Annotated in this window: 14 protein-coding genes; 10 read left to right on the top strand and 4 right to left on the bottom strand. The window is 68.7% G+C overall.

The features are described 5' to 3' along the window. The first annotated feature begins 903 nt into the window (after positions 1–903). Positions 904–1,548: an HAD family hydrolase gene (locus HUT19_RS21610; protein ID WP_176182050.1), complete on the top strand. Its 645-nt coding sequence runs from the start codon at positions 904–906 to the stop codon at positions 1,546–1,548. Here the strand turns inward: HUT19_RS21610 and HUT19_RS21615 are convergent. The 4 genes from HUT19_RS21615 to HUT19_RS21630 form a co-directional block, all read right to left on the bottom strand. Next, positions 1,545–2,396 carry an NAD(P)-dependent oxidoreductase gene (locus HUT19_RS21615; protein ID WP_176182051.1) on the bottom strand — a complete coding sequence of 284 codons (852 nt, stop codon included), beginning with the start codon at positions 2,394–2,396 and terminating at the stop codon, positions 1,545–1,547. The genes HUT19_RS21610 and HUT19_RS21615 overlap by 4 nt on opposite strands. After that, entirely contained in the window at positions 2,393–2,977 is a 585-nt protein-coding gene (locus tag HUT19_RS21620; RefSeq protein ID WP_176182052.1) for a guanylate kinase, read from the bottom strand. Before HUT19_RS21620 ends, HUT19_RS21615 begins: the two co-directional genes overlap by 4 nt. Next, positions 2,977–3,993 carry an AAA family ATPase gene (locus tag HUT19_RS21625; RefSeq protein ID WP_176182053.1) on the bottom strand — a complete coding sequence of 339 codons (1,017 nt, stop codon included), beginning with the start codon at positions 3,991–3,993 and terminating at the stop codon, positions 2,977–2,979. Before HUT19_RS21625 ends, HUT19_RS21620 begins: the two co-directional genes overlap by 1 nt. A gap of 233 nt (positions 3,994–4,226) precedes the next feature. Beyond that, positions 4,227–4,583, bottom strand: a complete 357-nt coding sequence (locus tag HUT19_RS21630; protein ID WP_254886201.1) for a winged helix-turn-helix domain-containing protein — start codon at positions 4,581–4,583, stop codon at positions 4,227–4,229. 648 nt (positions 4,584–5,231) lie between these two features. Between HUT19_RS21630 and HUT19_RS21635 the strand changes: the two genes are divergently transcribed. From HUT19_RS21635 to HUT19_RS21675, 9 genes are all read left to right on the top strand, one after another. Further along, positions 5,232–5,501 carry a DUF6284 family protein gene (locus HUT19_RS21635; RefSeq protein ID WP_176182055.1) on the top strand — a complete coding sequence of 90 codons (270 nt, stop codon included), beginning with the start codon at positions 5,232–5,234 and terminating at the stop codon, positions 5,499–5,501. Continuing rightward, a complete protein-coding gene (locus tag HUT19_RS43130; RefSeq protein ID WP_254885698.1) occupies positions 5,498–6,265 on the top strand; it encodes a hypothetical protein in 768 nt (255 codons plus the stop codon). The genes HUT19_RS21635 and HUT19_RS43130 overlap by 4 nt, the downstream gene beginning before the upstream one ends. Next, positions 6,262–7,116 (top strand): protein spdB, encoded by an 855-nt coding sequence (locus tag HUT19_RS21645; RefSeq protein WP_176182056.1) that lies wholly within the window; start codon positions 6,262–6,264, stop codon positions 7,114–7,116. The genes HUT19_RS43130 and HUT19_RS21645 overlap by 4 nt, the downstream gene beginning before the upstream one ends. Before the next feature lie 184 nt (positions 7,117–7,300). Next, entirely contained in the window at positions 7,301–9,526 is a 2,226-nt protein-coding gene (locus tag HUT19_RS21650; protein ID WP_176182057.1) for a cell division protein FtsK, read from the top strand. A gap of 141 nt (positions 9,527–9,667) precedes the next feature. Beyond that, positions 9,668–9,925, top strand: coding sequence for a hypothetical protein (locus tag HUT19_RS21655; RefSeq protein WP_176182058.1), 258 nt, complete (start codon positions 9,668–9,670; stop codon positions 9,923–9,925). 14 nt (positions 9,926–9,939) lie between these two features. Next, a complete protein-coding gene (locus tag HUT19_RS21660) occupies positions 9,940–10,134 on the top strand; it encodes a hypothetical protein (protein ID WP_176182059.1) in 195 nt (64 codons plus the stop codon). A gap of 15 nt (positions 10,135–10,149) precedes the next feature. Then, complete coding sequence (locus HUT19_RS21665; protein WP_176182060.1) at positions 10,150–10,611, top strand: hypothetical protein; 462 nt, start codon at positions 10,150–10,152, stop codon at positions 10,609–10,611. A gap of 91 nt (positions 10,612–10,702) precedes the next feature. Next, on the top strand, positions 10,703–11,551 hold the full coding sequence (locus HUT19_RS21670) for a bifunctional DNA primase/polymerase (RefSeq protein ID WP_176182061.1): 849 nt from the start codon (positions 10,703–10,705) through the stop codon (positions 11,549–11,551). A gap of 2 nt (positions 11,552–11,553) precedes the next feature. Further along, positions 11,554–13,026 (top strand): ATP-binding protein, encoded by a 1,473-nt coding sequence (locus HUT19_RS21675; RefSeq protein ID WP_176182062.1) that lies wholly within the window; start codon positions 11,554–11,556, stop codon positions 13,024–13,026. Positions 13,027–13,031: the final 5 nt, after the last annotated feature.

The raw sequence follows: 13,031 nt of genomic DNA on the forward strand, positions 1-13,031 counted from the left end.
GCGAGCAGGGACTCTTTCGGTCGGTGGTCGGCCCCATCTCTCAGATTGATAGCAGAGATCCGTTCGCGGCGCTATTTGTGAATTGATCGGTCGATCAGCGTGGCTCGCAACCGGCCTCGGTGCCGTCCCTGCCGCGACGGTTGCAGTCCAACGGCTTCCGCGGACACTTCCTCGCCACGTCTCGCCACTACTCCTCGACCCGGAAGGTACCCCCGAATGACCGCCGCGCCCGAACTGCTCACCGTGCCAGAGGACATGGCCCGGCTCAAGGCGCCGCGGAACTCCGGGTGCTCACTTGGGACTACGCCCTCCTCAGGGCAAGTTGGATGCCGATCCGCTGCAACGTCCGCACATCGCGGTGGAGCGGAACACCGCTTCGTCTTCGTCGCGACCGTCGGCAAGCCGCTCGACGCGACCAACGTCCGGCGCGCCTTCCGCGAGGCGCTGTCCGTGGCGTCCCGCCAAGACATCCCGGCTCGTCGGCCACCTCGGTACGGCCGTGGCTGAGGAGGTCCTCCCGGGAGGAGATCCGCCCCAGTGCTCCAGACCGGTGCAGCGGTCATGGGCGGCATCTTCAAGCGGGGCCCGGAGTGCTCATCACGCAGGTGGGCACGCATCTAAAGCAGGTGGCCGGCCTACTCGTGCGAGTAGGCCGGCCACCTGGTGTTCCTTCAGTCGGGGTGGCGGGATTTGAACCCACGACCTCTTCGTCCCGAACGCGATTTCGGGGGTAGTTGACCTTGTGGGGCGAGTGCATGACCAGGATCAACGGCCCTTGTTCCGTCCGTGGTTGTCCGCGACGGTCCGGTGCGGGCTGTTGCGTTTGGCCCCCCGTTTGGCCCCCCGTGGGAGCTTCCTGGAGCGTCTGTGAGGCGCCCGCCATCGGTCGCGTAGCGTCGCAGTGTGCTGGCATTCTTCGACCTCGACAACACCCTGATCGACCGACGCGGGGGCCTGGAGGACTGGGCCCGTGGCTTCGCCCGATCACGGCGACTGCCGGGGGGCTCGGAGTCCGTCATCTGTGAACGGCTCCGGGAGCGAGCCTATCCGGCGGACTTCGTCCATCTGCGGGAGGCATTCGGGCTCGCCGACGACCCGGGCGACCTCTGGCGCGAGTACGTCGACGGCGTCGCGCGGTCGGCGCGCTGTCTCCCAGGGGCGCGGGAAGGACTCGAAGCACTCCGGGCTGCGGGGTGGACGCTGGGCATCACGACGAACGGGGCGGGGGACATTCAACGGGCCAAGCTCGCCGCGACCGGGCTCGCATCGCACTTCGACGGCATCTGTGTCTCGGAGGAGATCGGAGTCAGGAAACCGGCGTACGAGCACTTCGATGCTGCCGCCGCGCTGTGCGGCGTCCGGCTCAGCGCCGGAGGGTGGATGGTCGGGGACAACCCCGACACGGACATGGGTGGGGCGAGCGCGGCGGGACTGCGGGCAGTGTGGGTGGCCAACGGCCGTGAGTGGGCCAGTGGCCCCCGCGAGCCCGACGCCGTGGTGCAGAGCGTCGCGGAGGCCATCGAGCTACTGCGAGAGGTGAAGGGCTAGCCGGAATCGCCGTGTGGGCCCGTGTGCAGCTCATCCAGTGCGAGCGCCAGATCAGGCGACGTGTCCTTTAGCTCGGACCACCGCTCCATGACTGCCGCTGCGGCCTCAGCAAGGTTGGAGGGAAGGCATGCCTCTTCGAGGGCGTGAGCCGCCTCCTTCATCTCCGGGCCCCAGCGCCATGACCGGGCAGCGACCTTCGGGAAGTACGCGGTCTCTGTCAGGTAGCTGGTCGTCCGCCCCTGGGCAATATCGAGTAGTTCCGCCTCAACCCCGTGATCACTGGCGAGAGCGTAGGCAACCGCGGCCAGAACGCGGCTGGCCTTCTGGTAGCTGCTGTACGACAGCTTGAGTGCGGATGCCTGCCCGATCCCGCCGGGCAAGGGCCGTGCCTGGACGGAGCTTCCATCGAAGAGGCGGACGACCAGCGGTACCGTGTCGGCCGGTCCGGAGAGATAGAGGCGCGGGCTCTTGGTATCCGACGGCGGGGACCCGATCACTGAGCCGTCCACCGCGGTCGCTCCGGAGCTCTGCACGATGGCGCTGATGTCGGCCATCGTCGCGGGGGAGACTGCGTTTCCATCGACGTAGATTCCGGTGTACGAGCAAGCCGTGACGTTCCGCGCCACGTCTTTGGCGGCGGCCGGCGGGCACAAGCTCAGGATGATGTCGGCCCGCTCGACCATCTCGCTCAGCGCGTGTACCGGCGTGAGGCCGTATCGCTCGGCTCGTTCCCTGCTACTCGCGCTACGTCCGGCCGGACACCACAGAACCTCAGCGCCGGAACGTCGCGCTTGAGCGGCGACGGCAGCTCCCATGCTGCCCGGGTGCAGGACACCGAGCGTCGTCATCCCACAAGCTCCCGGATATTCCGGCTCTCGGCTGACGCGGTGGCCCCGAGGGCATCGATGATGGCGTTGGCGGACTCGGTGGGGCTGAGCTGGTCGGTTCGGAGGGTGAGGGTCCATGGCTCGGTTTCATGGGCCAACAGATCCTTTCGGGTCTCGTGCCAGACCTTCACCCGAGCCTGTACGTCCTTGTCCCCGCGGTCGATGGAACGTGACTCCGTGACGTCCAGGGGGCACCATAGGAGCACACGAATCCAGTGCAGGGGGAAGGCAGCCACCGCACTGGCCCCCACGACCTGCCCCATGTGCAGAACGGGGATGCGGTCGGCGTCGACCAGGGCCGCGACGCCCTGCCGGTCGATGGCGTACTCAGCGTCGTAGCGAGCGTTGCGGTAGAGGAGTCCTCCCGCGCGTGACAGCTCTTCGATGCGGTCAACGGTCGTGAGCCGGTATCCCGTCGTGCGCCCGGGACCAGCCTTGAGCCGCTCAAACAGCGCGAACTCCGGTCGGAGCCGTGTCAGTTCACTGGTGATGGTGTCTTTGCCGGAGCCGGGCGGGCCGTAAAGGATCACGCCAGAGCGCATCACAGCCCACCGCCGCTCAGCACGTCGCGCGCTTCGTCGACCAAGGCGACGGCAGCGCCAAGGCTGTTGTCGACGACGAAGTGCGGGCCCTGCGGACGGAACTTCAGATCGAGCCCCGACGCGTATTCCTCCCAGGCTTCCATCTTCCAGGCGTCGCGTGCTGCACCTCGGAATTCGATGTACTCACGCATGGATTCTAGGTCGCACTCAACCCATATGGTCGCGACCGAAACCCGCTTTGACCGGCAACGGTTCTGGAAGCGCTGCATCCATTCGGATTGTGCGAATTCGGCGATGAACGGAGCATCGAGGATTGCTGAGATTCCGCAATCCAAGTTGTCCCACGCGGCTTCCATGAGGCACCGATATTCCAGCGGTCGGACCTTCTTCCGGTAAAGCTCCGAACTCCGGTCGTGCGCCTCTCCGCCCAGGGAGACAAGAAGCTGGTCGACCAGCGGGCGCGTCAGTGAGTCCTTGTCGAGGATCGGCCAACCGGTGAGCCCGCCTAGGAACTTCGCGAACTCCGACTTCCCCGATCCGGCGTACCCTCCTACCAGGATCACGGCCGGTCCGTCAGTGCTTGCCCCTGCTGTGTGGCGGCTCCATGCGTTGACCACACGATTGCGCAGAGCTTCGCTGTCCACATCGTCGGTACCTTCGCGGATGCTGCTCAGCGCTTTGCGTACTGCGTCCGGCTGGTTGGGGAGCTTACGCTCAGCAGAAGCGGGCGCCGGTACGGATTCCACAGGGGCATCCTCTCCGGGCAGGGCTTTACGGAAGCCGAGTTGGGCCTCATTGCGACGATAGAGGCGGCAGTATGCCCGGCGGTAATGCGGACCGGGATATACCGAACCCTTTTCGTGGCCCCAGATCGTCTGGAAGTTCCCGGCCAGGTTGAAGCCGTGCCGCTCCGCGATTTCGCGGAGCTTCTCCCCCGTGTCTTCCAGAGTGAGCCCTATCTCCTCGCGGTGCATCCGCAGGAGATCCGGCTTCCAATCCGGGTGCTTCCGAGCCATCTGCCCCTCCTAGATAGCTAGTCGGAGCCGCGAGTGTAGCGGCCCGACTAGCGCTGTGGAAATTCGTGATAGCGCATGTGTAAGCGGATGTATAAAACTGCTTGGACTTTCTCAGGTAGCGGGACGTGATACAGGTTTTCGCGCCGTGGCGGTGAACTTGTGGCACACCGAACGAGGAGGTTCAGATGCCCCACGGCGCGGCCGTTCACGCCCCACCCCGGCTTGCTGGAAGGTCAGTTCCCTTCCAGGGCCGCGACGCGTTGGCGCAGCTTTCCAACTTCGGTCCGCAGTTTGTCGACTTCGTCGCGCAACTCGGCCACGGTCGCGACCGGATCGACGAGCTGTGCGGCGGAGCGGCTGGCGTCGGCAGTCAGGAACACGCCCTTGCCCTGATGGGTGACGACGAGCCCGTCGGCCTTCAACTGATTGATGGCGGTGCGAGCCACGGTCACCGTGACTCCGTAAGCCTTCTGGAGGTCCCCGTACGAGGGGAGCTGGCCGGTGTCGGCGAACTCGCTATCCGCGATGCGTCGTCGCAGGTCATCGGCTACCTGCTGATAGGCGAACTGCTTGCCGGTCCACTCGACCATCTGCACCCCAAGTGTTGTCGGTCTCTGCCTCATAGTGCCTAAGCCGCAGAGGTAGAACCAGCCTCCCACGCTGGTTGTTCCGCGTGAGGACTTGACGCACTCTGCCTCACAGTGCACTCTGAGGCAGAGTTGAGAAAGCGGCTCAGCCCAGAAGGGCAGAGCACTTGATCGACCTGTTTGACCTGCACGAATGCACAGGGCGAGAACGCTGCAATCCCGCTAAAGGCCAGGTGGAACAGGGCTTCGGCCCGTACTGGCGAGGTGGCCCGGTGACCGCGAGCAACGGCCGGAGAGTGGGGACAAGGTCCCCCTTGCAGTGCAAAGTCCCTGTTCATCGCGTTGAAGGAGCAACTGTGATCAGACGAAAGCGTTGGGCGCGGCCGTGATCGACCGGCACGGCGGCGCCGCTTCATCTCCGGTCCCTCGCATCGTTCGAGTGCGGCGGACAACCGGTCGCCTTCTTCCGTCCCGCGGTGGCTATCGCCGCGCCGGTTGCCTCCCTCGCCTGTCCGGTCTCGCTGTGTGCGGTGGCCGTACGGGCGGGGTGGTGGGGAGCCGGAATACCCCGACTTCAACGGCGTGAGCCCCCGGAGGTGCAACTCCGGGGGCTCTGTTCGGGCCGTTCCTCTGTGGAAGGAACCACGACCCATGAACCACGTTGTCACACTTCAGGACGCTGTCACGGCGTTCGCCGACTTCATGGAGCCGACGGACGCTGAGCTGGACGCGATCGACCGGGAGATGCCTGTGATCCTTGCGGACGTCGACCTGTTGGACGCGCAGATCATGACCCTTGACCGGGTCCCGACCGAGTTCGACGAGCGGCGTATCCGCCGGGCCCGCCGCCGGGCGCTGGCCGCCCGCGTCGCCGTGATCAACCAGACGGCCGGTGCGAAGGTTTCCGGGGGTGCAGCGTGAGCGCCACACCCGTGACCGAGATCATCAGGGCTCACAAGCTGAGCGAGCCCATGCTTCGTGCCCTCTACACGGGCGAGGACGGGCAAGTGGTGGCGTGCGGTGTCCGCACGGAGCGCGCCCTGATCGCCCGGGGTCTGATCCACCCCGTCGAGAGCACACTGACGGAGAAGGGCTCTGCCCTGGTGGCGGAACTCCGTGGCCAGGGCACGGCTGTGGGGTCGACCACCCCCCGCACCGCCGCCGACCTCCCGAAGGGCACCCGCGTCATGTCTGCCGAGGGGCGCATGGGGACCGTCAACGGGGTCGACATCGGCCGCGTCACCAACACTGACCACCCGAATCACGGCCGTGAGTACGTCGGCGTGAACTGGGACGCGGTCGAAGGTGACATGGGCTGCAACCGGCGCAGCCGCCCCTTCGTCGACGAACTGACCGTGGCCGGGGGGTGTGGCGTGACCGGCGCCAACCGTTGCCCGGCCGCTCACCACGACGACCCGACCCCGTGCGACGGCCCGGCAGTCGTGACCGTGCTGGACGCCTACAACGATGGGGCGGACGGCTGCGAGCACCACGGCGCCCGGCTGCTGGCGTCGTTGGAGCACGGCAAGGTCTACCCCCTGCCCCACGCCCCGGCGGGCGCCGCCATCCGTGTCTTCACCGCCGCGGACGAAATCCCGCCGTTCGTCTGGTACGAGGGCGCCCCGCGGACGCAGCCCAACCAGCGCAGCCGGGCGGAGAACCGCCGTAAGGGAGGTGCGGCATGAGCGCCAAGACCGTTCTTCCCGCCGTGGCGATGACGGCGGTGTCCATGGTCCTCACTCTGGCCGTGGTCTTGATGTGGCTGGGCACGGCGGTGCCGTGGCTGGTCGCGCTGGTCGTCGGTCTCGGCATCGACGGTGGATGGCTCGCCACGCTCGCCTATGAACGCCGACTCGCCGCGCAGGGCGACCACAACCGCACCGTGACGGGCGTGGGCTGGTTCTTCGGCCTGGTCGCCACCAGCGTCCTCATCGCTCACGCACTGACCGCCGAAGAATCTTCCGGCGCGTGGCTGGCCGTGGCCTGGCTGCCCCTCGCAGCTAAGGCACTGTGGCTGGTGCACGGACAGTGGGAGCGCACCGCCCTCACCCCGGCCGCGCTCGGTGCGATCCGGGGAATCCAGCAAGAGGCCCGTGACGAAGCAGCCGTTGCCCGTGCTCGGCTGCGGGCGGACGCCACCGCCGAGGAGACCCGGCTGACGGCCGTGACGGGGGCCGGTGCCCGCGTCGCGCGCGTCCAGGCGAAGACCGCAAAGACCCTCTCGCGGGCGTGGTCGACGCTGGAGACGGCGCGGCAGGGCGAGGACACCGGCAGGGCGCTGACCTGCGTGACGAGCCGCGTCACGCCCGGCGTCACATCCCGCTGGGAACTCCCCGTCTGGGGCCCCACAGAGCCGGTCACCGCGTTGGAGACGGCACCCGCGCTCACGGATGAGGCGCTTGACGCGCTGGTCGACGAGATCCGCAACAGCGAGACGCCCGCCCTGTCCTACCGTGAGATGGCCACTCGTTTCAGGGCGGCTGGCTACTCCGCCTCAGAGGTCCGGCTTCGGGCCGCGTGGAAGCGCGTGGCGTGATGGGGGCACTGCGGATCGGCTCCGTGTGCACGGGTTACACGGTGGCCGCGCTCGGCTTCCTCGCGCCCACTGCCCTCCCCGTCCGTGCCGCCTGAACTGCGCAAAACGATCCGGCGGGGTCGCTCCGCTCACCTCCTACAGCGACGGACCGGCCCCGCCTTTCCTCCCACTGGAAGGACCCTCAGTGAAGCACCCCGACGACGAGAACGAACTGTTCAATCGACTCGAAGCGGAGATGTCGGCCGACTCCGGGGGCGAGGTAGTCGACCTCGACAAGGCGCGGTCGGCCCGTTCGGAGTCGGCCGACCCGACCGCCCGGCCGGACGCCGACCCGTCGGCCGACTCCGACACCGCTCGGTCGGGTGCCGAGTCGGGCGACCCGACCGCACCCGTGATGGTCGACCAACCGACTCCGACGGCCACCGGTCCGGGCTACCTCGGTCGGCTGCTCGGGGCACAGCGCCGTGCGGTCGTTCCCGTGTGGCTGCGATCGGTGGCGGAACTGCGGACCGCCACCGCGTGGGTGGCCCGCCACTATGCCCACGCCGCCGGGTACCACGCGCTGCGCACCCCGGCCTACGCCGCCCGGCTCGCCCTGCAAGCCCCGACCGGCACCGCCCGATTCGTGGGCGGCACGATGCGGTGGATGGCCGACCGTGAGGGCGAGCCGGTCCGACTCGCCGCGGTCCGGCGTGAGGACGCTGCGGAGTATCTGAAGCTGTCGCGGCAGCGCGATGGACGCGTCCGACTGCGCACCCTCGTTGCGGTGCTCGCACTGTTCGTCGGCCTGGGCGCCGCGCTCGCGATGTACGTGCTCGCCCCCGGCTGGCTTCAGGCGGTGTCGGTGAGCGCGGTCGTGATGGCGCTCGGGTTCGCAGGTCAGCAGGCGGATGCCCCGGTCATCCACCGGGCGGTGGAACTGCCCAAGGCGGTCAAGCTCACCAGTGACATCGTGCTGCGGGCGCTCGGGGCGCTCGGCATCCCCACCATCAACCAGGCGCAGGCCAAGGGGCGCGAGGGGTTCGAGTTCACCGCCCCCATCACCCGCGACGGCCCCGGCTGGCGCGCGGAGGGCAACCTCCCCTACGGCGTCACGGTGACCGACGTCATCGAGCGCCGCGACCGGCTCGCCTCCGGCCTGCGCCGCCCGCTCGGGTGTGTGTGGCCCGAGGCGGTACCGGATGAGCACACCGGACACCTCGTGCTCTGGGTGGGGGACCAGGACATGTCCCGCGCCAAGCAGCCCAAGTGGCCGCTGCTCAAGGCGGGTTCGGTGGACCTGTTCAAGCCGGTCGCCTACGGCACCGACCAGCGCGGACGCTGGGTCGTGGCGACGCTGATGTACATCGCGGGCGTCATCGGCGCCATCCCCCGGATGGGCAAGACGTTCCTGCTGCGTCTGCTGCTGCTCATCGCCGCCCTGGACCCGCGGGCGGAGCTGCACACCTACGACATGAAGGGCACCGGCGACCTGGACCCGGTCGGCGACGCAGCCTCCCACCGGCACGCCGCGGGCGACGATGACGAGTCCATCGAGTACTGCCTGAACGACTTCCGGGCGCTGCGCGAGGAACTGCGGCGCCGCACCAAGGTGATCCGTTCGCTTCCGCGGGATGTCTGCCCGGAATCGAAGGTGACCAGTGCTCTTGCCGACAAGCGTTCCCTTGGGCTGCACCCGATCGTGATCGGGGTGGATGAGTGCCAGGTGCTCTTCGAGCACCCCGAGCACGCCAAGGAGTTCGAGGAGATCGCCACCGACCTGGTCAAGCGCGGTCCGGCCACCGGCATCGTGCTGCTGCTCGCCACGCAGCGCCCGGACGCCAAGGCGCTGCCCACCGGCATCAGCGCGAACGCGTCGGCCCGCTGGTGCCTGAAGGTCATGGGCCAGCTGGAGAACGACATGGTGCTCGGCACCTCCGCCTACAAGCGCGGGGTGCGGGCGACGATGTTCGCCTGGGGTGACAAGGGCATTCACTACTTCGTCGGTGAAGGGTCGGACGCCCGGATCGTGCGCGCCATCTACATCGACGGCCGCGACGCCGAAGACGTCGGCGCCCGCGCCCGCCGCCTGCGAGAGGAAGCGGGCACGCTGTCCGGGCACGCGCTCGGGGAGGCACCCGAGCCGGTCACCACCGCTTATGACCTGCTGCGCGACATCCTCGCTGTGGTACCGGCCGATGAGCCCAAGGTGTGGTCCGAGACCGTCGTCGCCCGGCTCGCAGAGCTGCGCGAGGAGGTCTACGACGGCTGGGACCCTGAGGGGCTGGCCGCGGCCCTGAAGCCGCACGGCGTCTCCACGATCCAGGTGGGCCGCCGCGTGAAGGGCAAGGTCGTCAACCGGCGTGGCATCGACCGCTCCCACATCGTTGCCGCGATTGCGGAGCGTGACGGAAAGCGGGACGCGGGCTGAGGCTCCGGGGCCGCTAGCGCTAGCGGCACACCCCGCTAACGTTAGCGGCCCCGCTAGCGCCCCAAACCGCTCCTGATCAGGCCGCTAGCGGATAGCGGCCCACCTGCGGAAACCCCTGAAACCCGCCTGGAAGGGCCCGTCATGACCCCTGTCCTGCTCGCTATCGCTCTGGTTCTAGGCGTAACACTCTGTTACGTCGCCGTGTGTGCTGCCTCGCCGTTCGGCAACTGCCGCAAGTGCAACGGCTGGGGCTTCGCCATGAAGACCGACCGCAAGGGCCGGATGAAGCGCGGCAAGGACTGCCGCCGCTGCAAGGCAACCGGCAAGCGCATACGCGTCGGCCGCTGGCTCTACAACCGCTGGGCCCGCATCTACCGCGCCGGTACCCACACCTCCTGACCGGAAGGCTCCCGATGACCCTGAACATCTCCGCCGTGCTGCTGTTCGGCGCCGCGTCCGCCCTCGCCGTCAAGACCAAGTCCGCCGGAGGCGGCGCGGCCATCGCCCTGTTCCTCTTCGGGTTCTTCGCCGCCGGAACCGGCGCGTATGAGCCCATCCACAACCTCGTGCAGGCGTCCGCCGACACCATCGCCCAACTCGGCAACTGACCGGAGGCCACGACCGTGAACGAACACACTCGCCTCCCGACCGCGTACGAGACGGCGGCCCTGGACGTCCACCACCCCACCCCGACCACGCCCGCACACATGGCGCCGCTCGTGCCCATGCAGCCCGGCGACATCCCGACAGTGGCGAGCGTCGTCCTGCCCGACGGCCGCGTCGTCACCGGCTACGCCATCACCCCCGTGCACCCCGAGCCGGTCACGCACAAGCCGCCCGTCTCCCGCGCCGCTGTGAACATCGCGCTCGGGGGCATCGGGTTCGCCGCCGTGTGCGGCGGGCTGTTCCTGCTGACCGCGCTCATCACCGCCCTGACCGCACTCATCACCCAGCTCGTCATCCTCGCCGCCGTCATCTTCGGCGGGTGGGTGGCCGTGCAGGTCTTCAGCGCGAGCGGCCACAAGGGCGGGACCACCGTCAACATCCGCAAGGCCGTCATCAAGCGCAACCACTTCCACAGCTAGCTACGCCAAGGGCGGCCCCTTCGTCTCGCCAAAGTCGCGGGGCCGCCCTTGTCCAACCTGCCGTGAACTGACCTGTTGGAGGTCTCCCAGCATGACCCAACAGACCCCCCTCCGGCGAGTGGCACTCACCTTGGCCGCCGCCGGACTCCCTGTGCTGCCCCTGCGCGCGGGCAAGGCGCCCTTCGGCAACTGCCACCAGTGCGCGAACAACGCGTGCGGCGGTCGGCCGAACATGAAGACCGCCGGGCCGTGCCGCTGCCCCGGCGTCTGCCACGCGTGGGCCGCCGCCACCACCGACCCCGCAGTGATCACGTCCCTCGCATGGGCCCACGCCTGGCGCCGGGCCGTCTGCGTCGCCTACCACCCCGGCGCCGCCGGGGTGACCGTGGTGGACCTGGACGACGCGGCGGCCGTGGCATGGGCCCGTGAGACCCTGCCCGCCACCCGGACCGTGGAGACGACGCGCGGTGAGCACTGGATCTACCAAGGCACCATGACGTCGTCCAACGCAGTCCGCCCCGGTGTCGACATCAAGTCGTCCATGTCCTACGCCCGCTACCTCGGGCCTGGTACCGGCACCATGGCCGCCCTGCCCGATGCCGTTCGCGCGCTGGCCGTGAAGGAACCCGCCGCGGTCCGGCCCGCACCGCATGTCGTGAGCGTGCCCGCGCTGGCCAGGGGCGGGGAGTGCCGCCACCGCACCCCCACCTACCTGGACCGCGGGATCACCATGGCGGAAGCCCGCATCAACGACGCCCGCGAGGCAATCCACGCGACCGTGTACCGGACGTTCCTGGCTGTGCTGTCCGCGCACGGCCGGTGCGGGTGCCTCACGGACGCTCACGTGCAGCGGCTGTTCGCCGCCGCACAGGCCAAGGGCGAGACGTCTCGGCACTGCGCCGACGCGTGGACCAACGCCCGCACCCGGTTGGGGCTGTAACCGTGGCTGACGACGACAAGAACCCGGCGCGTGAGGTCATCGCGGACTACGCACAGGCGCACTTCCGGTACTTCCGCACCGCCGACGGCACCGTGTACGCGCAGCGCAACGGCCACCCCGTGGCCCGCCCGATTCGTTCCCAGGGCACGACAGGCAGCCACCGCCAGGAACTCATGGTCGGCCTCTTCCGCGACGGGCATGGCGTGTTCAACGGCACCGCATTGAAAGAGGCGTTGGACTTGATCGAAGCACTCGCTCTGACCGAGGACGTACAGCCCGTTTACATCCGCGTCGCCCCCGGATTCGACGGAGCAACGTGGCTGGACCTGGGACGGACCGACGGGCGGTCGGTCCGTATCCACCCCACCGGGTGGGACATCGCCATTCCCGACCCGCATGAGGTGTGCTGGCGCCGCACACAGCTCACCGGCGAACTGCCCCTGCCGGTCAAGGACACCGACGGCAAGGGCATCGACCTCCTGTTGCGGCTGACCAACTTCGCCAATGCCGAGACGGAGTGCCTGGCCCTCGCCTGGCTCATCGGCAGTCTCGGGCCGTCCGTGCCCGTCCCGGCCCCGTTCCTCACCGGCCCGCAGGGCGCCGGCAAGTCCACCGCCGGGCGGATGCTCATCCGGATCATCGAGGGCATGAGCAGCGACCTGCGCCGCGCCCCGAAGGACGAGGAGAACCTGATCGCGGCCGTGGCCGCCGGATGGGTCACCGCCCTGGACAACCTTTCCCACATGACCCCGGACCTGTCCGACGCCATGTGCTGCATCGTCACCGGCGCCGAGAACGTCAAACGCGCTCTCTTCACCGACGGAGACGTGTTCCGCGCCCGCTACCGCCGCCCCCTGCTTCTGACCGGCATCGACGTGGGCGTCATCCGCCCCGACCTCGCCGAACGACTCCTACCCCTGCGTCTGGAGCGGCCGAAGATCCGGCGCACCGAGGCGGAACTGTGGGCGGAGTACGCGGAGGTTCTGCCCGTGGTCCTCGGGTCCCTCCTGGATCTCACGGTCAAGGTGCGCGCTGTCGAGGCGGAGACACCCACGGACCTGCGCATGGCGGACTTCGCGCACCTGTGCGCGCAGCTCGACGCGGCGACCGGTTTCGGAGCGCTGACCGCGTACCGGGCGAGTCTGGACGATCTCAATGACGACGTGATCGAGGGTGATCTGTTGGCGCAGACCGTCCTGCGGCACGCTGCCGACGTCGAACCGGGCGCGGAGCAGCGGATGACGTCCACGGAGTGGCTGCACTGCCTCACCCGCCTCTACACCGGCGAGGACTTCCGCCCCCTGCCCAAGGGGTGGCCGACCACCGGCAAAGTCCTCTCCGACCGCCTCAAGCGTCTACAACCGACCCTGGCCGCCCGGGGCGTCCTCATCGACTCGGGCCGCACCAGGGAGGGCCGCTACATCGAGATGACCCGCTCACCGGCCACGCCCCCGTACGAGCAACAGGCGTTCTGACCGGC

This window comes from Streptomyces sp. NA02950, from assembly GCF_013364155.1.
GTDB lineage: Bacteria > Actinomycetota > Actinomycetes > Streptomycetales > Streptomycetaceae > Streptomyces.